This window comes from Nocardiopsis valliformis DSM 45023, from assembly GCF_000340985.1.
Classification (GTDB): Bacteria; Actinomycetota; Actinomycetes; order Streptosporangiales; family Streptosporangiaceae; genus Nocardiopsis; species Nocardiopsis exhalans.
The window spans coordinates 370,526-394,490 of the sequence record NZ_ANAZ01000004.1 but is presented as its reverse complement, the minus strand read 5'-3'; the positions used below and the strand labels follow the sequence as shown (position 1 = coordinate 394,490).

The following is a 23,965-nucleotide window of genomic DNA, read 5'->3' as shown; positions in this document are numbered from 1 at the left end:
GTTCCAAAGATCACTCCGGGGGCGCAGGGACGCAGGCAAGACCAACTGACTTATGTCAACGCGAGTCCAACCCTGCGTGCACGGAAAGCAGTCCCAGTGACCAGAGACTGGCAGAACCCTGTGTGATGCCGCTGCCGGGCTCCCTGCGTTGGTTCCCCCGTTTCCCGCCGCTTGATGGCGGCGGGAAACGGGGGAACCCGAGGAAGCGCATACAACGCCGGGAACTCAACTGCCGCACCGACAGGTGCGGAGAGTCCAAGCTGGCCTGACCCGGACTGGGGAGAGTCTTGCGCCTTTGGGTCAGGGTTGGGAGGTTCCGCCGGAGGTACGGAGGTTGTGGGCGAGGGTACGGAGCCAGGGTTCGCGGAAGGCGGGTTCAGCGGTCAGGGTTCGGTGGACAAGGGAGCGGACTCGGCGGGTGCGGCCGTGGGCGTGGAAACTCAGGGCCTCGGCGAGCCCCTGGCGGGCCTTCTCGTCGTGGCGCGGGCGGGTGACGGAGGGGTCGGACCAGCAGGAGCGCCGGAAGGAGTGCTCGGTCTTGGGCTGGGAGTTGCCCAGGTGCCCCCAGAGGAATCGGTCGATGGAGACGTTGCGCACGGCGCTGGGCTGCAGGTCGCTCGTCCACTCCGCGTGTTGCTGCCAGCGCCAGGTGTTGGGGCTGGTCTTCTTCCGCACGGTGATGCCGAGGTAGCGGAGCCTGCGGCGGATGAGGTTCCAGGACACCCGTTCGTCGTCGATCCAGTCGCGCAGCTCACGGTGCAGGTTGCCGAAGGTGGAACCGTGCATGACCAGGTCCGCGAAGACCACGGGGCGTTCGCGGGCGGCCAGGCTCCGGGGGCTGATCCCGGAGGCGGTGAGGTTGGTGCGCAGCTGGGCGCGTTCGTCGGGGGTCACGTCCTCGCCGTCGAAGCCGTAGAGGGACAGCGGCAGGCGGTGCAGCCGCTCCCGGTGGTCTGTGTCGGCGAGCACCCCACTGAGCAGGTCGTACACGCTGTCGGGGGAACGCCCCACGAAGTACAGGTCGCCGTCGGCGCTGCGGGCCAGGACCTTGGCCGCGCACTCGGCGAGGGCATCGACGTAATCGGGTTCGTAGTCAATTCCATCGGTGAGGGAGCCGGTCCGGTCACCGCCGGAGATGTCCCAGCGGAAGGGGAGGTTGGGTTCCTTGTGTGCCATAACAAGCCAGTCAAACAAGGCGGGAGGGGCCCGCCAAGGGATTTTCGGTGTTGTTCGGACGGCGGAGGTACACCGTTCGGACACGCTCGCCTGTTACGCTCCGGCGCGCGAACCCCCGCTGAGAGGACCACCTTCCGTGACCAACAGGCCCCGCCGTATCGCCTCCACCGCCACCCTCGTGCTGGCCGCCTCCGCCCTGACCGCGCTGCCCTCCTCCGCCGCGGAGTCGCCGTCGGTCCCCACTCCACCGGGCGCGCACGAGGTGCGCTTCTCGACCTTCAACACCGCCCTGGAGCGCCCGGAGCAGGGTGCCCTAGCCGAGGAACTGGCCACCCCCGACAGCGAGCAGGCCCGCAACGTCGCCGAGATCATCCAGCACGTGCGCCCCGACGTCCTGCTGGTCAACGAGTTCGACTACGACGAGACGGGCGCGGGCGCCCAGCTCTTCCAGGACAACTACCTCTCCATCGCGCAGAACGGTGCCGAACCCATCGAGTACCCGTACGTGTACTCCGCGCCGGTCAACACCGGGGTGGCCTCGGGTGTGGACCTGAACGGCGACGGTGAGGCGGTGACCGAGCCGGGCACCCCCGAGTACGCCGGGGACGCCTTCGGCTACGGGATCTTCCCCGGCCAGTACGGGATGGTCGTGTACTCGCAGTACCCGATCGTCACCGACCAGGTACGGACCTTCCAGAACTTCCTGTGGGCCGACATGCCCGGTGCGCTGCTGCCCACCGACCCCGAGACCGGCGAGCCGTACTACTCCGAGGAGGCCCTGGAGGTGCTGCGGCTGTCCTCCAAGAGCCACTGGGACATCCCGATCGATACCGGACGCGGCCGCCCCGTACACCTGCTGGCCAGCCACCCGACTCCCCCCGCCTTCGATGGCCCGGAGAAGCGCAACGTGGCGCGCAACCACGACGAGATCCGGTTCTGGGCCGACTACGTGACCCCTCGGGCCGGTTCCTACATCTACGACGACCAGGGTGATGCTGGCGGCCTCGCCCCCGGCTCTCCGTTCGTGATCGCGGGTGACCTCAACGCCGACCCCAACGACGGGGACGGGCACCCCGAGGCGATGACCCAACTACTCGAACACCGCGACATCGTGGACGTGCGCCCCTCCAGCCAGGGCGGACTCAGTGCGGCCCAGCGCCAGGGCGGCGCCAACGACGAACACGAGGGAGACCCGAGGCTGGACAGCGCCGACTTCGCCGACGAGCCCGGCCCGGGCAACCTCCGCGTGGACTACGTCCTACCGTCCCGGTCACTGCCCGCCCGCGGCTCGGGGGTGTTCTGGCCGACCGTGGACGACCCGCTGTTCCGGCTGACCGGGGACTACCCCTTCCCCAGCTCGGACCACCGCCTGGTGTGGGTGGACGTGGTGCGACCGTAGCCCGGTCAGCTTGCGCTGGCCGCTTCCTCCTGGGCGGCGGCCAGCCCGGCACTGATCACGCTGTCCATGATCTCGGCGAGGCGGTCGGCGCCCAGGCGGGGCGCGTGTTCGGCCATGCGCTCGACCAGTTCACGCTCGCGTCCCCTGTCGCGCCCGGCGAAGTAGCCGACCGGCTTGAGCCGCTGGACCTGGGCGGCGATCAGAGCGCGGCGTTCGAGGAGCTCGGCGAGTTCGGCGTCCATCTGGTCGATCCGGCCGCGCAGCCGGAGGATCTGCTCGGCGGCCGGGGCCTCGACGGCAGGCGCGGGTTCGCTGGACGGCGCGGGTTCGGTGTGACGGTCGTGCACGGTGTTCCCTCTCGGATCTGGATGCGTACGCGGATGCGGCGCGGCCGTACGTCCCGTCCAGGAACCGTGTGCTGGGGCGTCGGCCGCCCGAAAAGACGAAAGAGCACCGGGCTGCTGCCCGAGTGCTCTGTTGCCGACGTTCCCGTTTCCGCCTACGTGAAAGCGGCCGACGGGTGCGTCGGCTGGCTAAACACGAAATAGCGGTGGGTCACGGTGGTGATGGTACTACACGGCGAGGGGCCGCGCCCCGCCTGGACGGCACACGGCCCTTCGAAGAGTCTTCGCCCAGCTCGGTGGGCTCGTTACCCGGCGCCCTCGACCTGGATCATGAGCCCGGTGGCCTCGGCGGTGACCTGGCCGTGGGCGCGGATCTGACCGGCAACGAAGACCTTGCGGCCCTCGACCCGCTCCACCCAGGAGGTGATCTCCAGCGGGGTGAACAGCGGGGTGGGGCGGCGGTAGTTGATCTCCAGTTTGGCGGTCAGCCCGGGGCTGGTCTCCACGGCCGAGACGCTGCCGACGGCCTGGTCGAGCATGGCCGCGATCCAGCCTCCGTGCACCAGGCCGGGAGGACCCTGGTAGATGGTGTTGAGGGTGATCTCGGCGCGCAGGCCCTCGTCGGTGCGGTCGAGGAAGAGCTGCGGGGCGGCCGGGTTGGTCTCGCCCTCGACGATGTTGGTGATGGTACCGACCATGGTGGTGCCGTCACTGAGCTCACGGCGGACCATGGTGCCGATCTGGCGGCGGGCGACGTTGAGCCGGCCGGTCAGCTCCTCAACGGTGGCGGCGGTCTCGGCCAGCGTGTCGGTGTCGACCTCGGTGTTGGCGACGGCGTCGACGAGGTCGTGGACGCGGGAGACCAACGTGCGCAGTTCGGCGGGGATCGCGTGACCGTCGACGAGGGGGAGCCCAAAGGCTCGGGGGTCGTCGGGGCTCTCGGTGACCGGCTGCGTGTTGACCGTCATGTGTTCCTCGTCGGGTCGGTGTTCGTTCTCGGCTGGCTGGTGCGCGTGCGGAGCGCACCGGGGGACACCAACGTCAAAACCGAATCGTACTCGGTAGTATTCCGACGGGTCAGGGCACGGGGGTGCGCTCCCCGTCACACCGGACGGAGAGCGGGGAGCTTCTAGTGGTCCCGGAGCCGGACTTCCCGGGCTCGGTCAGCCGAGTTTGTGCTCCATGTGCAGGTGAGGGATGCCCGCGTCCATGAACTCCTCGCCGTGGGCGGTGTAGCCCAGCCGCTCGTAGAAGCCCAGCGCGTGCGTCTGAGCGTGCAGTTCCACCCGGTCGAGCCCCGACTCGCGCGCCAGGTCCTCGGCGGCGCGGACCAGCGCGGCGCCGGTCCCCCTGCCCCGGCCCGCGGGCAGGACGGCCATCCGGCCCAAGAGCCCGGAACCGTCGCCCTGGTCCACCAGCCGGACCGTGCCCACCGGCACCCCGTCCACGAGGGCGAGGAGGAAGGCGGCGGTGGTGTCCCGCTCGTCCCACTCCTCCTCGATGGGGACCTGCTGCTCTGCGACGAACACGGCGCCCCGGATGACGAAGACGGCCGCGCGGTCCCGCTCGTCCAGGACCTGGCGAATCTGTGGCTTGCTCATCCGCACAGGCTATCCGCGCGGGCCCTCCCTCCCCCGCCTACCCCCGCCCGTCCTAACCTGGAGGTATGGAACCCAGAGGCCTGGAACTGCCCAGTGAGGTCCACCCCACCGTCGAGGACCCGCGGGTGGAGCGCGCGCGGTACTGGCGCTTCTCCGGCCTGCCCGACACCGAACTGCTCACCGCGCGGTTCGTCACCACGACCTTCACCCGGCACACACACCCCACCTACACCATCGGCATGATCACCGCCGGGATCGAGGAGTACACCCATCCGCGCGGACGCTCACGGGTGGGCCCGGGCGGGCTGGCCGTGGTCGGCCCCGGCGAGGTGCACACCGGGCACGCCGGGATCCCCGAGGGGTGGGGCTACCGGGTCTTCTACCCCGCGCCCGAGGTGGTCGAGGGCATCGGCCGGGAGCTGGGCATGCGCGGCACCCCGGGGTTCACCGAGTCCGGGATCGACGCCCCCGAGGTCGCCCGTGTACTGGTGCGGGCACACATGGCGGCCGAACGGGGCGAGCGCCTGACCGCGTCCTCCCTGACCAGGCAGGGCATCGCCATGCTGTTGCGGTCCCACGGCCGTGAGCGCGCAGCGGAGGGCGGCGGACACACGGCACGGCCGGAGGTGCTCCGGGTACGGGAGCTGTTGGCCGAACGCCTGGTGGATCCGCCGACCTTGGAAGAGCTGGCGGCGCACACGGGGATCGGGGCGTTCGCCCTGTCCCGGGCCTTCCGGAGCGCCTACGGGCTGCCCCCGCACGCCTACCTGAACCAGCTGCGGGTGGACCGCGCCCGGTCCCTGCTCATCCAGGGGCGTCGCGCGGGCGAGGTGGCCGTGGAGGTGGGCTTCGCCGACCAGCCCCACCTGAACCGCCACTTCCGCCGCCACCTGGGCGTCCCCCCGGTCGCCTACCAACGCGCCCTACGCGCCTCCTGACCCGTACCCCCTGCCCTCCTAAAACCCGGCACGCTCGAAACCCGGTGGCACCGGAACCAGCCATCACGGTACAAAGACCCCATGAGCGACCCGTACCCCCTGCGCCCGCTGCACGAGCACGAGATCACCGACTGGGCCCGGATGACCTGCGATACCTACGGCACGGACTGGCGGGAAGGGGGTCTGCGCGGGGTTCAGGGCAGCATCGAACCCGAACGCACCGTCGCCGCCTTCGACGGCGGCCGGATCATCGGCGGCGGCGCGATCTACTCCCGCGACCTCACCGTCCCGGGCGCGGTGCGGCCGGTCGCCGGGGTCACCCTGATCGCGGTCTCCCCCACTCATCGCCGCCGGGGTGTGCTCACCTCCATCATCCGCCGCCAGTTCGAGGACGTCCGCGCCCACGGCGAGTCGGTCGCGGCGCTCAACGCCTCCGAAGGCGGGATCTACGGCCGGTTCGGCTACGGGATGGCCTCGCGCCTGGCCCGGGTGAACGGGGACAAACGCATGATGCGCCTGCACCCGGGCGTGGACACGGGACAGGGCCGGGTCCAGCTGCTCGACAGCGCACAGGCTCGCCCGCTGCTGGAGAAGGTCCACGACACGGTCCGCTCCGGCTCGGTCGGCTGGGTCGACCGGCCCGAACGCTTCTGGGACGCCCTGCTGCGCGACGACCCACCCGTACGCGGCGGCATGACAGCGATGCGCTTCGCCGTGCACACCGAACCCGGCGGTGAGGCGACGGGCTACGCGATCTACCGCTTCCGCGGCGCGGACGACAGCCGGGGCACCCCCGCCACGGTGCATGTAGTAGAACTCGCCGCGACCCGTCCCCGGGCCCACGCCGCCCTGTGGGACTTGCTCATCAGCATCGACGCCCACCCCGGCCTCTACTACGAGGGCCCGGTCGACGACCCTCTGCCGCGCATGCTGACCGACGCCGGGGCCCTGAGCACCGGAGTGTTCGACAACCTGTGGGTGCGTCTGGTGGACGTGGAGCGAGCGCTGGCCGAACGTCACTACTCCCTACCGCTGGACGTGGTCCTGGAGGTGGACGACGCCTTCTGCCCGTGGAACACCGGCCGCTACCGACTGCGCGCCGACGGCGAGGACGTCAGGTGCGAACGCACCGGCGCCACCGCAGACCTGCGACTTTCCGCGGCCGAGCTCGGCGCCGCCTACCTGGGCGGAACGACCCTGGCGTCCCTGGCGCAGGCCGGACGGGTCATGGAGCTGACCCCTGGCTCCCTGTCCCGCTGCTCGACGGCCTTCCGAGGCGAACGCGAACCCTTCCATCCTTCCGGCCGGGCCTTCCCCGCCTACTGACCCCGCCCCCTTCGGCATGCCCGGATCCCCACCCGCTCCGGGCGCAAGAACGTTCAAGACTCTTCGCCCGAACCCTCCTAACGTGGGCGAACGTGAAGACCTTCTCTCTACTCCGCTCGCCTGCAGTGCGGGACAGCCTGGGGATCGGTGTCGCCGTGGGCGCCGCCGGGCTGGCCTTCGGCACCGCGGCCGTGGCCGCCGGGCTGTCCCCCGCCCAGGCCCTGTTCCTCAGTCTGTTCATGTTCACCGGCGCCTCCCAGTTCGCCCTGGTCGGGGTGATCGCCGGGGGCGGGAGCCTGGTCGCCGGGGCGTTGGGCGCGCTGCTCCTGGGCGCCCGCAACACCCTGTACGGGCTGCGGTTGGCCGACGTACTGGGGTACCGGGGTGCCCGCCGGGCGCTGGCCGCGCACGGGGTGATCGACGAGACCGCAGCGGTGACGCTGGTCCAGCCGGACCGGGAGTCCGCGCGGACGGCGTTCATGACGACCTATGTGGTCCTGGGCGGTTTCTGGGTGGCCACGACCCTGGTGGGGGCGCTGGCCACGGACCGGGTGAGCGACATCGACGCGTTCGGGCTGGACGCGGTGGGCCCGGCCATCTTCCTGGGGCTGCTGTGGCCCCGGCTGCGCGAGGGCGGTCCGCGTACCTGGCTGATCGCCGGGCTGGGCGCGGGGCTGGCGCTGGCCGCGACCCCGTTCCTCGCGCCGGGGGTACCGGTGCTGCTGGCCGCCTCCGCCGCGCTGCTGTCGTTCGTCGGCGCCAACGAAGCCAACAGCCCCGACAGCGGCGCCGACCAGACCGAGGAGGTTCGCTCATGACGCTGTGGATCGCTCTGATCGCCACCGCCGCCGGATGCTACCTGCTCAAGTACGCGGGTCTGGCGGCCCCGCGCCGGCTGCTGGACAACCCGTGGCTGCAACGCTTCGCCCTGGCCGTCCCCGTAGCCCTGCTGGCCGCGCTGATCGCCGTGCAGGCGCTGGGCGACGGACAGTCCCTGAACTGGGACACCGCCAGAATGGCCGGGGTGGGCGCGGCTCTGCTCGCCCTGGTGCTGCGTGCCCCGTTCCTGGTGGTGGTCGTGGCTGCCGCCGGGACCACCGCCGCCCTGCGCGCCCTCGGAGTCGCCTAGGAAGCGCTGCTCAAGCCCTGCGGAGGCGCCAGCCCTCAGGCTGTGCCGCCTTCGCGGAGCTCGTCCCGGACCTGCGCGAACGCCGCCACCGCCGTGCGGATGTCCTCCTCGCTGTGCGCCGCCGAGAGCTGGACCCGGATACGGGCCTTCCCCATGGGAACCACGGGATAGGAGAACGCCGTCACGAACACGCCCTTGTCCAGGAGCGCCGCCGCCATCCGGCCGGCTTCGGCGGCGTCGCCGATCATCACCGGCACGATCGGGTGCTGCCCGTCCAGCACGTCGAAGCCCGCGGCGGTGATCTCCGACCGGAACAGTTCCGCGTTCCGGTTCAGCTTCGTCCGAAGGTCGTCGGCTTCGGAGAGCATGTCGAGCACGCGCAGGGAGGCTCCGACGATCATCGGGGCGAGCGAGTTCGAGAAGAGGTAGGGCCGCGACCGCTGCCGGAGGATCTCCACGATCTCGGCGTGCGCGGACACGTATCCGCCGCTGGCGCCGCCGAGCGCCTTGCCGAGCGTTCCGGTGATGATGTCCACCCGGTCCTGGACGCCGAACAGCTCGGGGGTTCCCCGCCCGTTCGGCCCGACGAAGCCGACGGCGTGGGAGTCGTCCACCATGACGAGCGCGTCGTGCCGCTCGGCCAGGTCGCAGATCTCGTCGAGCGGCGCGAGGTAGCCGTCCATCGAGAACACGCCGTCGGTGACGATGAGGCGGTGGCGGGCGTCCGCGGCGGCGACGAGCTGCTTCTCCAGGTCGGCCATGTCGCGGTTCTTGTACCGGAACCTGGCCGCCTTGCTGAGCCGGATCCCGTCGATGATGCTCGCGTGGTTCAGCTCGTCCGAGATCACCGCGTCCTCGGGGCCCAGGAGCGTCTCGAAGACCCCGCCGTTGGCGTCGAAACACGAGCTGTAGAGGATGGTGTCGTCGACCTGGAGGAACTCCGACAGTCGACGCTCCAGCCGCGCGTGCAGGTCCTGGGTTCCGCAGATGAACCGCACCGACGCCATCCCGAAGCCCGCCTCGTCGAGCGTGCGCTTGGCGGCCTCAATCAGGTCGGGGTGGTCGGCCAGGCCCAGGTAATTGTTCGCGCAGAAGTTGAGGACGCTGTCGTCACCGACACTGATCCGTGCCGACTGCGGGCCGCTGATCAGCCGCTGGTCCTTGAACAGCCCCGCCTCACGGATGCCCTCGAGCTCCCGCGTGAGATGGTCGCGCATCGCTGCGTACACGTCACTCTCCTACTTTTCGCTGATCGTCGTTGAAGCGGTCCCGCCCTGCGGGATCGCCTAAGAGTTCACCTGAGAGGTCGCCTGCGGGATCGACGGCGTGGTCCAGTCGAGCACGACCTTCCCGCACCGGCCGGAGGCGGCGACCGCGAAGGCCTCTTCGTGCTGTTCGTAGCCGAACCGGTGGGTGATGATCGGGCTGATGTCGAGGCCGTTCTCGAGCAGCACCGACATCGCGTACCAGGTGTCGAACATCTCCCGCCCGTAGATGCCCTTGAGCGTGAGCATGCGGGTCACCACGGTCGCGAGGTCGACCGAGACGTCATCGGCGGGCAGACCGAGGATCGCGATGCGGCCGCCGGGGCTCATGGTCGAGATCGCCGATGCGAGGGCCTTGGCCTGCCCCGACATCTCGAACGCGACGTCGAAGCCCTCCTTCATGTGGTTGGCCGTCATGACGTCGGCCAGGTCCTCCTGTGACACGTCCACGGCGATGGTCGCGCCCATCTTCCGGGCCAGCTCGAGCCGGTACGGGCTCAGGTCGGTCACGACGACGCTGCGCGCTCCCGCGTGCCGTGCGGTCGCCGCGGCCATGACCCCGATGGGGCCGGCCCCGGTGACCAGGACGTCCTCGTTCATGACGGGGAAGGACAGCGCCGTGTGCACGGCGTTGCCGAAGGGGTCGAAGATGGCGGCGACGTCGAGGTCGATCGGGATGCGGTGCACCCAGACGTTCGTCTCGGGGAGCACGACGTAGTCGGCGAAGGCGCCGTTCGTGTTCACCCCCAGGCCGATCGTCCGGATGCACAGGTGGCGGCGGCCGGCCATACAGTTCCGGCATTTGCCGCAGACCAGGTGGCCCTCGCCGCTCACCAGGTCACCGGCCTTCACGTCGGTGACGCCCCCGCCGACGTCGACAACCTCACCGACGAACTCGTGCCCGAGGACGAGCGGCGGCTCGATCACGGACTGCGCCCAGTGGTCCCAGGCGCTGATGTGCAGGTCGGTTCCGCAGATGCCGGTGCGCAGGACCTTGATGAGCACCTCGTCGCGGCCCATCACGGGGTCCTTGACCTCGCCCAAGGTCAGCCCGGGCTCGCCTCGAAGTTTGGAGAGTGCCTTCATGATCCCGATCATCACCCACCGGATATCATTAAGTCCATCACGAAGTCCTGTAGAGAAGCATCCAGATTTACTTAAAAGGGGATCGCGTGATCGACCCGCGCCGCCTGCGCGTACTCCAATCCGTCGCGCTCCACGGCACGGTCACCGCCGCGGCCCGGTCGCTCTACCTGTCCCCGTCGGCGGTGTCCCAGCAGCTGTCGGCGCTGGAGCGGGAGGTCGGTCTCGACCTCTTCGAACGCCACGGACGCAATATTCGGCTCACCGCCTCGGGGACCGTGCTCGCCGGGTACGCGGTGCAGGTGTCCGCGATCCTCGAGCAGGCGGAGGCCGACCTGGCCGCGTCGGCGCTCGGCGAGGTCGGCACCGTGGGTATCGCCGCTTTCCCGTCGGCGATCACCGAGGTCGTGGCCCCCGCGCTCCGCACACTGCGGACCTCGGCGCCACACCTGCGGGCGCACGTCACCGACGCGGAGGGAGCCGCCGCGCAGCGGCTCCTGGCCGAAGGCAACGTGGACGTCTCCGTGTCCGTGGACTACCCGCAGGCCACGGACTCGACCCCACAGGCGTTCAGCCACGCCCGCCTGTACTCGGAGCCGCTGGACGTGCTCGTGCCCTCGGACAGCGATCTGGCCGCAAGCGCCCAACTGTCACTGTCCCGGCTGGCCGGGGAAGCGTGGGTCACCCCGCTGCCGGGGAACCCGATCCACGACCTCACGCTCCTCGCGTGCCAGCAGGCGGGTTTCCAGCCGCGCGTGGAGTCGGTCTCGAACGACTTCCGCGCGGTCAGCGCGCTGGTCGGCGCGGGCGTCGGTGTCGCCCTGGCCCCGCGGTCGGCGATCACCGCCATCGACCTCCCGCGCGTCAGTGTCCTTCCGCTGCGGGGGCGCCCGCCGAGGAGGCACGTGTTCGTCTCCGTCCGGCACGGCACCGAGGGGCATCCTCTGGTGAACGCGGTGCTCAGCGCCCTGCACGAGCACGCCCGTGCCCTCGAGCCGCGGCGCAAGCGTCCGACGGCGGCGCAGCACAGCGGCCCCGGGGACGAGGACTCCGACTGACCCGTTCCGGTCGCTCCGGGCGGGGTTGTCCACAGGCGGCCGCGTCCGGCCTTGACCGGTCATGGGGCGCCTGCAAGAGTCGGCCGCATGTGTTCCGGGGCACACCCTGGCTCCGGCGCGCACCGAGTGGACCTTGCGACGATGGAAGGACCCGCCTCCATGGCCCCTGCCGCACAACGGCCCCAACCCCCCACCGACACCGCCGCGCACGCGACGGTGTCGGTCCTGGCCGCCGCCGGGATCAGACGGTGCTACACCGTCCCCGGCGAGAGCTTCCTCGAACTGGCGGACGCCATCGACCAGCACCCGGAGATGGCCCTGGTCTCCACCCGGCACGAGGGCGGCGCAGCCTTCATGGCCGAGGCCGAGGCCAAACTCACCGGTGTCCCCGCCGTGGCCGCCGCCACCCGCGGCCCCGGCGCGGCCAACCTGGCGGTGGGTGTGCACACCGCCATGCAGGACTCCACCCCGATGATCGTGTTCCTCGGCCAGGCCGAGACCGAACGCCTGGGGCGCGAGGCCTTCCAGGAGGTGGACCTGACCGCCTTCTACGCACCCATCACCAAGTGGTCCACCACCGTGCACCGGGCCGACCGGCTGGCGGAGGTCACCGCCCGGGCGATCCGGATCGCCACCACCGGCCGCCCCGGCCCGGTGGCCATCGCGGTGCCGGGCGACCTGTTCGGCGAACGGGTCGGCCCGCAGCCCGAACCACACCCCTTCGTGGCACCCCGGCCCCCGTTGGGCGAGGGCGACCGGGACCGGATCGCTGCCTGGCTGTCCCGGGCGGTGCGCCCGGTGATCATCGCCGGCGGCGGGGCCAGGTCCGCGCGCGCGGACCTGGTGCGCGTGGCCGAGCAGTACAGCGCCGGGGTGTACGCCGCCTGGCGCCGCCAGGACGTGTTCCCCAACGACCACCCGCTCTACCTCGGGCACCTGGGACTGGGCGCGCCGAGCGCGGTGCTGGGCGCGCTGGCCGACGCCGACGCGGTGCTGGTGGTGGGCTGCCGGATGAGCGAGACCACCACCCAGGGGTACCGGCTGCCCGAGTCCGACGGGCGCACCCGCATCGCACAGATCGACATCGACCCCGAGCAGGTGGGCGCCACCAAGGACGTGTGGCTCGGCGCGGTGGCCGACGCCGGGGAAGCCCTGCGCTCACTGGCCGGGGCCCCGGTCAAGGCGCCCTACCGGGACTGGAGCGCGGCCCGCCGGATCTGGGTGGAGAGCGCGACGGTCCCGGCCGAGACCGGTCGGCACCGGAGCGGCCGCATGCACCCGTGGTCGGTGATCGCCGGGATGCGCGAGGCCCTGCCCGAAGACACCCTGATCACCAACGACGCGGGCAACTTCGCGTCCTTCCTGCACCGGGGGTGGTGGTTCCGGCACCCGGACACCCAGCTGGCGCCGACCAGCGGGGCCATGGGGTACGCCGTGCCCGCCGCGGTGGCCGCCAAGCTCACCGCGCCCGAGCGGACAGTAGTGGCGGTGGCCGGTGACGGCGGCGCGCTGATGACCGGACAGGAGCTGGAGACGGCGGTCCGGCACGGGGCGGCGATCACCGTCGTGGTGTTCCAGAACGGGCTCTACGGCACGATCGCCATGCACCAGGCCCGTGAACTGGGCCGGATCGCGGGCACGGAGATCAGCGGCCCCCTGGACCTGGCGGGGTACGCCCGCGCGCTGGGCGCCAGAGGTGCCACCGTGCACAACCGCGAGGAGTTGGAGAAGGCGCTGACCGAGGCGGTGGGTTCGGACCTGCCCACCCTGGTGGACGTGCGCACCGACCCGGAGGTGATCAGCCCGACCGCCACCATGACGGACCTGCTCGGCGAGAGCTGAGCGAAGACGAACCGAAGACGGGGCGGCCCACCGGCCGCCCCGCCCCGGAGCTGTGCGGTCACCATCGACCTCACCCGAGTGCGCCCGGCAAGAGCGAGGGGGTCCTCCGGTGCGGGCGTCGCCGGACATCATGCGTGGGGCCGTGGGACTATTCCGTGTACGTCGCGGCGGCCTCGCGTAGGGCGCGGACCACCGCCCGGATGGCGGGGCGGCGGGAGGCGTCCGTGCGCCAGAAGACGTAGACCTGGCGGACCAGCGCGGGTTGGACCGGGACCACGCGGACCCCCTCGGGGAGAGGGCCGCGACCCAGGCGGGGCATGACGGCCGCGCCGATCCCGGCCGCGATGAGGGCCAGTTTGGTCTGGTGCTCCTCCGCGGCGTGGATGATCTCGGGTTCGGCGCCCCGGCCGCGGATGATGGCGTTCAGCCAGTCGTCGCAGATGGATCCCCTGGTCCAGCTGATCCAGGGCAGGTCCAGGATCTCGTCGAGCTCCAGGATCTCCCGGTGGGCCAGAGGGTGGTCGGCGGGCAGGGCGATGTCCCCTATGTCCTCCATGAGCGAGGCGCGCGTCATCCCCTGGGGCAGTTCCAGCGGCGCGCCCATCCAGTCCACGACCAGGGCCAGGTCGGCGTCGCCGCGTGCCATGGCGGAGACGCTCTCCTGGGGTTCCGCCTCCAGGAGTTCGACACGCAGGGCCGGATGGGCCTCGCGCAGGGCCGGGAGGGCGGTGGGCAGGAGTCCGCGCACCGCCGTGGGGGTGGCGGACAGCCTCAGGTGGCCGGTGACCTCGCCCCGGTGGGCTTCGAGGTCGGCTTCGGCGCGGTGGACCAGGGACAGGATGCGGGAGGTGTGTTCGACGAGGAGTTCGGCGGCGTCGGTCAGGCGCACTCCGCGCCCGTTGCGTTCGACCAGGGGTTGGCCGACCTCGCGTTCGAGTTTGGTCAGTTGCTGGGAGACTGCGGAGTTGGTGACGTGCAGGGCCTGGGAGGCGGCGCTGAGCGAGCCGTGGGCGGCGATGGCGTGCAGGACCCGGAGCCGGTCGACACTGAGCATGTAAGCAACTCTAATGCCCTGGTTAAGAAATACGAAGTAGACCTAAGGGATCCGTCGGGGATAGAAACATCCCATGTCCACTGTTCCCACAGCCTCGGCACCGGCTGTCCCGGTTTCCCGCGAGCCGGTTCCCACCGGCACCGTCCAGCCCCGAAACCCGCTCCTGGGCTGGCGCGCCAAGTTCGTACTCCTCGCCCTCATCTGGGGCATGAGCTTCGTCCTGATCAAGACCGGCGCCGAGGTCCTCGCCCCGCTCCAGCTCGCCCTCGGGCGCATGGCCACTGGCGCCCTGCCGCTGCTCGCGGTCCTGTTCCTGAGCCGCGGGCGCCTGCCGTCCTCGCCCCGCCTGTGGGGGCACATGTTCGTGGTGGCCCTGCTGCTGAACACCATCCCGTTCACCCTGTTCGGCTACGCGGGGCAGCTCATCCCGTCCGCGCTGATGGGGATCGTCAACGCCTCGACCCCGCTGTTCGGGGTGGTGTTCGCGATGCTGATCCTGTCCGACGAGCGGCCGGACCGCACCCGCGTGCTCGGCCTCGGCATCGGCTTCCTCGGGGTGCTCACCGTCTTCGGGGTGTGGAACTCGCTGAGCACGGTGAACACGACCGACGGCGACGCCCTGCTCGGGATGCTGATGGTGGTGGGCGCCACCGCCTGCTACGGGATCGGCACCCCCTACCTGCGCCGCTTCGTCGCGGGCAGTGCGCACACCGCGCTGGAGCTGAGCGCCCTGCAGATGCTGCTCGGCACCCTGCCCCTGCTGGTGCTGGCACCACTGCTCACCGAAGCCCCCACCGAGCTGACCTGGAAGGCCGCCCTGGCGGTGACCGTGCTGGGCGTGTTCGGCACCGGCTTCGCCTACATCCTGAACTACGCCATCGTGCGGGCCGCCGGAGCGACGGTGGCCACCACGGTCACCTACGTGGCCCCGGTGATCGCGGTCACCGCCGGGGTCGTCCTGCTCGGTGAGACCCTGAGCTGGAACCAGCCCCTGGGGGCGCTGGTCATCATCCTGGGAGCGGCCCTGTGCCAAGGCGTACTACGCGTCCGCCGCCCGACCCCGAGCAGGGGCGGACGGCGGAAAGGTCGCTGAGAGCGCGTGCGATCCAGCGCGCGGAGCTAGTCCTCGCGGAGCTTGGCCACGGCGGCTTCGAGGTCCTCCGGGTAGGGGCTGGAGAACTCCACCGGGCGGTGCTCGGTGGGGTGGTCGAAGCCCAGCCGCACCGCGTGCAGCCACTGGCGCTTGACGCCCAGCCGCTCGGCCAGTGTGGGGTCAGCGCCGTAGAGGTGGTCACCCACACAGGGGTGACGCAGCGCGGCCATGTGCACCCGGATCTGGTGGGTGCGGCCCGTCTCCAGCTTGATCTCCAGCAGGCTGGCGGCCCGGAAGGCCTCCTGGGTGTCGTAGTGCGTCACCGAGGGACGCCCGCCCGCGACCACGGCCCAGCGGCCGTCACCGGCGGGGTGACGGTCGATCGGGGCGTCGACGGTGCCGCGCAGCGGGTCCGGGTGGCCCTGGACCAGCGTGTGGTAGTGCTTGTCCACGGTGCGCTCCTTGAACGCCCGCTTGAGCACGCTATAGGCGGTCTCGCTCTTGGCGACCACCATCAGGCCGGTGGTGTTGGCGTCCAGGCGGTGCACGATGCCCTGACGCTCCGCGGCACCGCTGGTGGCCAGCTGCACGCCCGAGGCCAGCAGGCCCTCCAGGACGCTGGGGCCGGTCCAGCCGACCGTCGGGTGCGCGACCACGCCGACCGGCTTGTCCACCACGATGATGTCGGTGTCCTCGTGCACGATCCGCATGCCCGGGACCGCCTCGGCCCGCGGGACGGGGGCAGTGGGCGGCGGCGGGAGGGTGACCTCCAGCCAAGAACCGGCCTGAACCCGGTCGGACTTGCCCGCCTCGGCGCCGTCGAGGAGCACGCCGCCGTCCCCGATCAGCTCCGCGGCACGGGTCCGGGAGAGCCCGAACATCCGCGCGATCGCGGAATCCAGCCGGTCGCCCTCCAGACCGTCAGGGACGGGGAGGCTCCTTGTGTCGCTCATGCGCCCTTCCCCTTGTCGTTCTCTCCGCCGTCGTTCTCGGCGGAGTCCTGCCCGGCGGTACCACCGGTCGCCCCGGTGTCTCCGCCGTCACCCGTCTCAGCGGGTCCAGCGCTCTCGGTGTCCTCGTCCGCCGTCTCGTCCGCGACCATCGTCCCGTCCAGGTTGAGGCCCTTGAAGGTGAGTGCCACCACCAGGCAGGCCCCGACCACCACGCAGGAGTCGGCGATGTTGAAGACCGGGAAGGTCCCGACGCTGATGAAGTCGACGACCGCGCCGGTGCCGGGCGTCTCGCCCCGGAAGTAGCGGTCGACGAGGTTGCCCGCGGCCCCGCCCATCATCAAGCCGAGCGTGACGCCCCACCACACGCTGCGCACGCGCCAGCCGATGTAGGCGATCGCGAGGACCACGATGGTGGCGATGGCGGTGAACACCCAGGTGTAGCCGGTGCCGAGCGAGAACGCGGCGCCGGTGTTGTAGACCAGGGTGAACTGGACGAAGCTGCCGATGACGTCGAGGCGCTCGCCCTGGGAGAAGACCGCCAGTACCCATTCCTTGGTCAGGAAGTCGGCGACGATCGCGGCGAGCGCGACCAACAACAGGAGTACGTACCTGCGCGGCCGGGCAACGGTGTTGTCGGTCGTGGTCATGTTGCTGTCCCCGGAGGGCTCTACCTCAGTCAGCGACGCTCCTCGCGCTGTTTGCAGGTGACGCACAGGGTGGCTCGCGGGAAGGCCTGTAGACGTGCCTTCCCGATGGCCTGGCCGCATGACTCACAGACCCCGTAGGTCCCCGCGTGCATCCGTTCGATCGCCCGCTCGTTCTTGGCGAGCAGGTCACGAGTATTGTAGGCCAACGCCAGATCGTGTTCGCGTTGGAAGGTCTTCGCACCGGTGTCCGCGGGGTCGTCCCCCGCCCCCGCGACCGGATCGGTGAGCAGCTCGTCGACCTCGTTCTCGCTCTCGCGGATCTCCTCCCGCTGAGCCACGATCTCGCTCTCCAACTGGTTCCGGACCTGCTCGAGTTCCTCCGGCGTCCAGGGTTCCTCCCCCGGCCGAACCGGCAGCGCCGCCGCCTCGGTGGCCTTCATCGCACTCCCCCTCCGCACGCCCCACAGCCCCCGCACCCCACCTGATCTGCGGGGTCTCCTCTTTTCGAGAAGGCCATGAGTGGTGCCGTGAGCCTAGGCAATCGACCGCCCCAAGGCAATGATCCGGGCGGGGGCCTCTCAGAACCATCGACCTCGGAGTGATCGGCGGTGGAGCGTCACCGAGGCCACTTCCTTACGCTCACTCCGCGACGGCGAAGCCGCCGTAGTCCTCGGCCAGCAGCAACAGGTGGGGTTCGTCGAAGGTGGCCGGGCCGCCGTGCGGTCCGGTCAGCACCTCGATGACCCAGTCCACGTCCTCGGCGTCGTCCTCGCCAGCGAGCATGTCCCGGTACACCCGGCAGGGCTCGTACCCCTGCTCGAGGAGCTGTTCGGCGAGCTCGTCCGCGTCCTCGCGGTCGGGCAGGGTCACCAGGACCGCGCCCCGCGTCTGCTCCGCCACGGCCGCCCCCTCACTTAATACGCGGCACGCCTGGCCGCACTGCGTTATCCTGAACAGGTGTCGATGGGGACGAGTAACGCTGGCCCCGACCGGACGGACACAGCCTAGAGGGGCTGGACCGCCCAAGCGACCCGGGGACGGTGCGAGCCCGGGGGCAACGACCAGCGCGAAGATCACCCCGGAGCCGTCGGAAGAACAGGTCGCGCGCACTGCGAGCCCAGAGCAGACCCAGGGCAAGCACAGCGCGCACCCCAGTAGAACCGGCACGAACCCAACGAAGTGGGACCCGCCACCGATCCGCCCAGCGGACTCGGGACGCGGCTCCAAGGAGGGTGGTACCGCGGGGCTCCGCCTCGTCCCTCCGTCAGGAACACCCCTGATGGAGAAAGGTACGACGGTGACCGACGACCCCCGGCACGAATCCCGCGCGCTGCCCCAGCTGCCCGCTCAGATCGACCTGCCCGCGACGGAGCGCGAGATCCTCGGCCGCTGGTCGAAGGAGAACGTCTTCCAGCGGTCGCTCGACCAGACCCGCGGTAACGAGAACTGGGTGTTCTACGAGGGCCCGCCCACCGCGAACGGCCAACCCGGCGTGCACCACGTCGAGGCCCGTGCCTTCAAGGACGTCTTCCCGCGCTTCCGCACCATGCGCGGCTACCACGTGGACCGCAAGGCCGGCTGGGACTGCCACGGCCTGCCCGTCGAGGTCGCCGTGGAGAAGGAACTCGGCCTGAGCGGAAAGAAAGACATCGAGGCCTTCGGCATCGCCGAGTTCAACGACCGCTGCCGCGAGTCCGTCCTGCGCAACGTGGACGCGTTCACCGCCATGACCGAGCGCATGGGCTACTGGGTGAACATGGACGACGCCTACCGCACCATGGACCCGCAGTACGTGGAGTCCGTGTGGTGGGCGCTCAAGCAGATCTGGGACAAGGGCCTGCTGTCCCGCGACTACCGGATCAGCCCCTACTGCCCGCGCTGCGGCACCACCCTGTCCGACCACGAGCTGGCCCAGGGCTACGAGACCGTCACCGACCCGTCGGTGTACGTGCGGTTCCCGGTCACCTCCGGCCCGCTCGCCTCGCCCGAGCACCCCACCGCGCTGCTGGTGTGGACGACCACCCCGTGGACCCTGGTGTCCAACACCGCGGTGGCCGTGCACCCCGACGTCAAGTACGTGGTGGCCACCAACGGCGACGAGCGCCTCGTGGTCGCCGAGCCGCTGTTCGAGAAGGTCCTCGGCGAGGGCTGGGAGCTCACCGGCGAGAGCTACGAGGGCGACGAGATGGAGCGCTGGACCTATCAGCGCCCCTTCGACCTGGTGCCCTTCGACGAGCCCGCGCACTACGTGGTGCTCGCCGACTACGTCACGGTCGAGGACGGTACGGGTCTGGTCCACCAGTCCCCCGCCTTCGGTGCCGACGACATGACGGTCTGCCGCTCCTACGGCCTGCCCGTGGTCAACCCGGTCCGCCCCGACGGCACCTTCGAGGCCGAGCTCGCGCTGGTCGGCGGGGTCTTCTTCAAGACCGCCGACAAGACGCTGGTCCGCGACCTCAAGGACCGCGGCCTGCTCTTCCGCCACCAGAACTACGAGCACTCCTACCCGCACTGCTGGCGCTGCCACACCGCGCTGCTCTACTACGCGGTCCCGTCCTGGTACATCCGCACCACCGCGGTCAAGGACGAGCTGCTCGCGCAGAACGACGTCACCAACTGGGTGCCGGAGAACGTCAAGGAGGGCCGCTTCGGCGAGTGGCTGCGCGGCAACGTCGACTGGGCGCTGTCCCGCAACCGCTACTGGGGCACCCCGCTGCCGATCTGGGAGTTCCCCGACGGCCGCCAGATCTGCGTCGGGTCCCTGGCGGAGCTGAGCGAGCTCAGCGGACAGGACCTGTCCAACCTCGACCCGCACCGCCCCTACGTCGACGACGTCGTCATCCCCGACCCCGACGCCGACCCGTCCCTGCCCGAGGACCAGCGGGTTGCCCGCCGCGTGCCCGAGGTCATCGACGCCTGGTTCGACTCCGGTTCCATGCCGTTCGCCCAGTGGGGTGCGCCGCACCAGAACAAGGAGACCTTCGAGGAGAACTTCCCGGCGCAGTACATCTCCGAGGCCATCGACCAGACCCGCGGCTGGTTCTACTCGCTGCTGGCGGTCAGCACCCTGGTGTTCGGCCGCAACTCGTTCGAGAACGTGGTCGTGCTCGGCCACATCCTCGCCGAGGACGGCCGCAAGATGAGCAAGCACCTGGGCAACGTCATGCAGCCCATCCCGGTGATGGACCAGCACGGCGCGGACGCCCTGCGCTGGTTCATGCTGGCCAGCGGCTCACCGTGGACGGCCCGCCGGGTCGGTCACGCCGCCCTGGAGGAGATCGTCCGCAAGGTGCTGCTGACCTACTACAGCACCACGTCCTTCTTCACCCTGTACGCCAACGCCGGCAGCGGCTGGGACCACTCGAAGCTGGCCGACGCGCCCGCTCCGCAGGACCGCCCGCTGCTGGACCGCTGGCTGCTGTCCGAGCTCAACGAGGTCGTGCGCGACGTCACCGAGGCGATGGACAAGTTCGACACGACCGGGGCCGGGCGCCGCCTGACCGCGTTCGTGGACGACGTGTCCAACTGGTACGTGCGCCGTTCCCGCCGCCGGTTCTGGGGTGGGGCGGACACCCCCGAGGGCGCGGCGGCCTTCGCCACGCTGTTCGAGGCGCTGGAGACCGTCACCCTGCTGATGGCGCCGGTCGTGCCGTTCCTGACCGACCACGTGTGGTCGGCGCTGCGCCGCCCGGAGGCAGCGGACTCGGTGCACCTGGCCTCTTGGCCAACGGTGAATGAGGACCTGATCGACCCCGAACTGTCCAAGAACATGGCTCTGACCCGCCGCCTGGTGGAGCTGGGCCGCTCCGCCCGGGTCGACTCGGCCATGCGCACCCGGCAGCCGCTGGCCCGCGCCCTGGTGGGTGCCCCGGGCTTCGCCGACCTGCCGGAGCAGCTGCGCGCGCAGGTGGCCGACGAGCTCAACGTGGCCGGGCTGGACTCGCTCTCCTCGGTTCGCGGCGACCTCGTGGACTACGTGGTCAAGCCGAACTTCCGCGCCCTGGGCAAGCGGTTCGCCAAGCGCACGCCGCTGGTGGCCAAGGCCATCCAGGCCGCCGACCCGGCCGCCCTGGTCGAGCAGGTCCGCGAGACCGGCTGGGCGCAGGTGCGGGTCGAGGACGAGCCGGTGGAGGTCAACGCCGACGAGGTGCTGGTGACCGAGCAGCCCCGCGAGGGCTGGGCGGTGGCCTCCGAGGCCGGTGAGACGGTGGCGCTGGACTTGGAGCTGACCCCGGAGCTGCGCCGCGCCGGTCTGGCCCGCGAGATGGTCCGAATGCTCCAGGAGGCCCGCAAGAACAGCGGCCTGGACGTGTCCGACCGGATCCACGTGTGGTGGACCAGTGAGGACGAGGCTGTCCGCCAGGCGCTGTCCGAGCACGGGCAGATGATCGCCGGTGAGGTACTCGCCGACGCCTTCGTGGCCGGTGCGGGCGAGGACGCACCGCACTCCGCGGAGTCGGAGGAGTTCGGTGTGACCTTCAGCTTCCGCCGCGCCTGACCGTTGACGCGCTGACGCACAGAAGGGCCCGCTCGTTCATCGACGTTGTTGGCGAATCCGGAGCGTTGGGACCCGGAGAAGCAGAGCGCCTGGCACGGAGAGGCTCTCCGTGCCAGGCTCAGGCTCGTGTAGGGCATCCGGGGTGGGGGTCTGTGTGCGGCCTGTGGTTCGGGTTACGGTTCCCCCGTTTCCCGCCGCTTGATGGTTGCCGTCTGCGCTGCGGGCGCTCCGCCTTGACCCGCTTCGCTGCGACGGCGGTGGGCGGCTATCGGGAAACGGGGGGGAGTGGTCGGGGGTGGCAGGCGGGGCCCCGAAGGGACCAAGGGCAACTACCAACTGCGCGGCCTCCGGCCGGTGCCCTCCACACCCCTGTGCCCAACGCCTGGACGTGTCGCGGCCGGTCAAGGTCAGCGACGAACAGCGGCAGCGAGAGCAACAGGCTCCCCAGGCCTGCGCGAACCGGGTCGCGTGTCGCGGCCGGTCATGCGTGCCAGCGAACACCACCAGCGGCCCGCCAGGCCCCCGGGCCCGGTTTCGGCCCCCTTTTCAAAGATGATCTTGCTACCAGAAGCGAAATCAGCGCCGAACTTGCTTCTGGTAGCAAGATCACCGGGGATGAGGGGGTTTCGGAAGCAGCGGACAACCCCAGACGCAGGTTACGGACACCTTGGCTTTCCCAGGGCCAACACCACAGAGCTGAACCCCACCCTCACCACCGCTGGTCCGATGGCACGCATGACCGGCCGCGACACGCGACCCGATCCGCTCGGGGCTGGGGAGAGGACCGGCCGAAGGCCGCGCAGTTGCTGTTGCTGTTGCTGTTGGGCCCCTTCGGGGCCCCGCCTGCCACCCCCGACCACTCCTCCCCCGTTTCCCGACAGCCGCCCACCGCCGTCGCAGCGAAGCGGGTCAAGGTGGAGCGCCCGCAGCGAAGCGAGGCCGAACGACCTTGACGCGCGCAGCGCAGACGGCAACCATCAAGCGGCGGGAAACGGGGGAACCGCAACCCGAACCACAAAGCCACAACCCCAGGCCCCGGCCCCACACAGGCCCCACCCCGGACGCCCTACCCGAGCCCGAGCCCGACACAGAGAAGCCCCTCCCCAGACCAGCCTCCCCACATCAGCTTCTCCGCTTCTCCGGGCCCCAGCGCTTTCTCCGGCCCTTTCGCTCCGAGTTCGCCAACAGCATCGTTCTTCGAGCGGGCCCTTCGTGGTGTTCTCGGGTGTGAGGGGAACGGCTAGCTGGAGCAGGAGGAGTCCGGCTCCTTGGCGCGGTCCGGCTGACCGTCCTCGTCCCTGTCGCCGGTGTCGTCGGTCTCTTCCGAGCCGGAGTCCTCAGCCGCCTCCGTGGCTTCGTCCGCGGCCTCAGGGACCTCCGTGACCTCAGGGGTCTTGTCCGAGGCTTCTTCGGTCTCCTCGCCGTCGAGGATCGCGGCGTAGGCCAGAGCCGGGTCCTCGGCGAGCTGTTCCTCTGCGAGCCGCTCGTGGGTGACGTCGGCCGAGCGTTCCTCGTCCTCGGGCTCCTCGGGGATCTGCGTCTCCGCCACGGACTCCGCTTCGGGGGCCTCTTCCCCAGATTCCGGGACGTCCTCGGCCACCGGCCCAGCCTCAAGGTCCTCTTCGGAGTCCTCGGGGGTCTCAGCGGCCTCCACAGCCTCTTCGGCGAGGTTCTCCTCCGCCGGAGCCTCCTGGCGGCCCTCGGCGTCCTCGACGTCCGCCACGGGCTCCTCGCCCTCCTGGGGCGGCTCCTCGTGGTCGGCGTCCTCGACGGACGCCTCCTCGCGGTCATCGCGAGTGGTCTGGGTGGGGATGCGGTAGGTGAACGCCTCGGCGGGCGCTTCTTCCCGCTCGGGCTCCGGGGCGGCCTCTGCCTCGGGTTCGGGGGCGGTCTCTGCCTCGACCGGCTCCTCGTCCCGTTCCTCGGCCGGTGCGGCGGCCCCTGCCTCGGAAACCTCAGCCTCGGCGGGCTCGTCCGGTGCTGTTTCAGGTCCGGAGTCCGGTTCAACGGCCGCTTCCGGCCAGTTCCCCAGCGTGGGGGTCTGCCAGCGGGGAACCTCGAACTCCGCTTCCTCTTCGCTGTCCTCAGCGGCCGCCAGACGCGGCTCACTGACGGGAGCGGGGTGCCCCGGGGGCACGGGGTGCTCTGCGATCTGCTCTACGCGCTGCTCCGAGGGGGCGGATTCCCGCACCGGCTGCTCAGCCGGTGCGGGTACGCGCCCAGACTCCTCCGGTTCCCACGGCGGGGCCGCTACCGTGCCGGCCGCTGCCGCGGCCATCACGGGGACGGACGACTTCCCCAAACCGTCCGTCCGTTCAGTCCGCTCCGTGTCCGTTCTGCTCCCGCCGAACCGTCCCTGAATGATCGCGCCCAACAGGAGGAGGACGCTCAGCCCGCCGAGTCCCAGGGCGATGTACACCAGGTTGGGTTCGGCGAGCACCAGGGCAGCAGCGATGACGGCGATGGCCGCCAGCACCGCCACGGTGGCGAGGAGGCTAAGGATCACGGGTCGACCAGGGCCTTTACACGTGTGGAGCCGGAGTTTTCAGTTGTTCGGAG

Annotated in this window: 21 protein-coding genes; 9 read left to right on the top strand and 12 right to left on the bottom strand. The window is 70.6% G+C overall.

Features of this window, described 5'->3' with window-relative positions; genetic code table 11:
* Window positions 1-300: 300 nt before the first annotated feature.
* Window positions 301-1,176: a hypothetical protein gene (locus tag D457_RS0106375; protein WP_017579813.1), complete on the bottom strand. Its 876-nt coding sequence runs from the start codon at window positions 1,174-1,176 to the stop codon at window positions 301-303.
* 136 nt (window positions 1,177-1,312) lie between these two features.
* Here D457_RS0106375 and D457_RS0106370 point away from each other — a divergent pair, with 136 nt between their 5' ends.
* On the top strand, window positions 1,313-2,575 hold the full coding sequence (locus D457_RS0106370) for an endonuclease/exonuclease/phosphatase family protein (RefSeq protein WP_017579812.1): 1,263 nt from the start codon (window positions 1,313-1,315) through the stop codon (window positions 2,573-2,575).
* A 5-nt stretch (window positions 2,576-2,580) separates the two neighbouring features.
* On the opposite strand, the gene D457_RS0106365 is transcribed toward D457_RS0106370, so the two are convergent.
* The 3 genes from D457_RS0106365 to D457_RS0106355 all read right to left on the bottom strand — a co-directional run bounded on the left by D457_RS0106365 (window position 2,581) and on the right by D457_RS0106355 (window position 4,520).
* Entirely contained in the window at window positions 2,581-2,922 is a 342-nt protein-coding gene (locus D457_RS0106365) for a chorismate mutase (protein ID WP_017579811.1), read from the bottom strand.
* 302 nt (window positions 2,923-3,224) lie between these two features.
* Complete coding sequence (locus tag D457_RS0106360; RefSeq protein WP_017579810.1) at window positions 3,225-3,887, bottom strand: PaaI family thioesterase; 663 nt, start codon at window positions 3,885-3,887, stop codon at window positions 3,225-3,227.
* Between the two features lie 195 nt (window positions 3,888-4,082).
* Window positions 4,083-4,520, bottom strand: coding sequence for a GNAT family N-acetyltransferase (locus D457_RS0106355; protein WP_017579809.1), 438 nt, complete (start codon window positions 4,518-4,520; stop codon window positions 4,083-4,085).
* Window positions 4,521-4,585: 65 nt separating this feature from the next.
* Between D457_RS0106355 and D457_RS0106350 the strand changes: the two genes are divergently transcribed.
* The 4 genes from D457_RS0106350 to D457_RS0106335 all read left to right on the top strand — a co-directional run bounded on the left by D457_RS0106350 (window position 4,586) and on the right by D457_RS0106335 (window position 7,913).
* The gene (locus D457_RS0106350; protein ID WP_017579808.1) at window positions 4,586-5,458 is read left to right on the top strand and encodes an AraC family transcriptional regulator; all 873 of its coding nucleotides are present in this window, start codon (window positions 4,586-4,588) and stop codon (window positions 5,456-5,458) included.
* Window positions 5,459-5,539: 81 nt separating this feature from the next.
* The gene (locus tag D457_RS0106345; RefSeq protein WP_017579807.1) at window positions 5,540-6,784 is read left to right on the top strand and encodes a GNAT family N-acetyltransferase; all 1,245 of its coding nucleotides are present in this window, start codon (window positions 5,540-5,542) and stop codon (window positions 6,782-6,784) included.
* A gap of 92 nt (window positions 6,785-6,876) precedes the next feature.
* Window positions 6,877-7,602: an AzlC family ABC transporter permease gene (locus D457_RS0106340; protein ID WP_039831002.1), complete on the top strand. Its 726-nt coding sequence runs from the start codon at window positions 6,877-6,879 to the stop codon at window positions 7,600-7,602.
* A complete protein-coding gene (locus D457_RS0106335) occupies window positions 7,599-7,913 on the top strand; it encodes an AzlD domain-containing protein (protein ID WP_017579805.1) in 315 nt (104 codons plus the stop codon). The genes D457_RS0106340 and D457_RS0106335 overlap by 4 nt, the downstream gene beginning before the upstream one ends.
* A gap of 35 nt (window positions 7,914-7,948) precedes the next feature.
* Here the strand turns inward: D457_RS0106335 and D457_RS0106330 are convergent, their stop codons facing one another.
* Window positions 7,949-9,130 (bottom strand): glycine C-acetyltransferase, encoded by a 1,182-nt coding sequence (locus tag D457_RS0106330; RefSeq protein ID WP_017579804.1) that lies wholly within the window; start codon window positions 9,128-9,130, stop codon window positions 7,949-7,951.
* Between the two features lie 69 nt (window positions 9,131-9,199).
* Window positions 9,200-10,264 (bottom strand): L-threonine 3-dehydrogenase, encoded by a 1,065-nt coding sequence (gene tdh / locus D457_RS31970; protein ID WP_039831034.1) that lies wholly within the window; start codon window positions 10,262-10,264, stop codon window positions 9,200-9,202.
* 86 nt (window positions 10,265-10,350) lie between these two features.
* On the opposite strand from tdh, the gene D457_RS0106320 reads away from it, so the two are divergent.
* Window positions 10,351-11,319 carry a LysR family transcriptional regulator gene (locus tag D457_RS0106320; protein ID WP_017579802.1) on the top strand — a complete coding sequence of 323 codons (969 nt, stop codon included), beginning with the start codon at window positions 10,351-10,353 and terminating at the stop codon, window positions 11,317-11,319.
* 159 nt (window positions 11,320-11,478) lie between these two features.
* Window positions 11,479-13,161, top strand: a complete 1,683-nt coding sequence (locus tag D457_RS0106315) for a thiamine pyrophosphate-dependent enzyme (RefSeq protein ID WP_017579801.1) — start codon at window positions 11,479-11,481, stop codon at window positions 13,159-13,161.
* Between the two features lie 148 nt (window positions 13,162-13,309).
* On the opposite strand, the gene D457_RS0106310 is transcribed toward D457_RS0106315, so the two are convergent.
* A complete protein-coding gene (locus D457_RS0106310; protein ID WP_017579800.1) occupies window positions 13,310-14,215 on the bottom strand; it encodes a LysR family transcriptional regulator in 906 nt (301 codons plus the stop codon).
* 73 nt (window positions 14,216-14,288) lie between these two features.
* Here D457_RS0106310 and D457_RS0106305 point away from each other — a divergent pair, with 73 nt between their 5' ends.
* Window positions 14,289-15,308, top strand: a complete 1,020-nt coding sequence (locus tag D457_RS0106305; RefSeq protein WP_017579799.1) for a DMT family transporter — start codon at window positions 14,289-14,291, stop codon at window positions 15,306-15,308.
* A 26-nt stretch (window positions 15,309-15,334) separates the two neighbouring features.
* Here the strand turns inward: D457_RS0106305 and D457_RS0106300 are convergent, their stop codons facing one another.
* From D457_RS0106300 to D457_RS0106285, 4 genes are all read right to left on the bottom strand, one after another.
* Window positions 15,335-16,261, bottom strand: coding sequence for an RluA family pseudouridine synthase (locus tag D457_RS0106300; protein ID WP_017579798.1), 927 nt, complete (start codon window positions 16,259-16,261; stop codon window positions 15,335-15,337).
* Entirely contained in the window at window positions 16,258-16,908 is a 651-nt protein-coding gene (gene lspA, locus D457_RS0106295) for a signal peptidase II (protein WP_017579797.1), read from the bottom strand. The genes D457_RS0106300 and lspA overlap by 4 nt, the downstream gene beginning before the upstream one ends.
* 29 nt (window positions 16,909-16,937) lie before the next feature.
* Complete coding sequence (locus tag D457_RS0106290; protein WP_017579796.1) at window positions 16,938-17,348, bottom strand: TraR/DksA family transcriptional regulator; 411 nt, start codon at window positions 17,346-17,348, stop codon at window positions 16,938-16,940.
* 199 nt (window positions 17,349-17,547) lie between these two features.
* The gene (locus D457_RS0106285) at window positions 17,548-17,808 is read right to left on the bottom strand and encodes a divalent-cation tolerance protein CutA (RefSeq protein WP_017579795.1); all 261 of its coding nucleotides are present in this window, start codon (window positions 17,806-17,808) and stop codon (window positions 17,548-17,550) included.
* Between the two features lie 379 nt (window positions 17,809-18,187).
* Here D457_RS0106285 and ileS point away from each other — a divergent pair, with 379 nt between their 5' ends.
* Entirely contained in the window at window positions 18,188-21,406 is a 3,219-nt protein-coding gene (gene ileS / locus D457_RS0106280; protein WP_039831001.1) for an isoleucine--tRNA ligase, read from the top strand.
* A 1,240-nt stretch (window positions 21,407-22,646) separates the two neighbouring features.
* On the opposite strand, the gene D457_RS36115 is transcribed toward ileS, so the two are convergent.
* A complete protein-coding gene (locus D457_RS36115) occupies window positions 22,647-23,912 on the bottom strand; it encodes a hypothetical protein (RefSeq protein ID WP_026116390.1) in 1,266 nt (421 codons plus the stop codon).
* Between the last annotated feature and the right edge of the window lie 53 nt (window positions 23,913-23,965).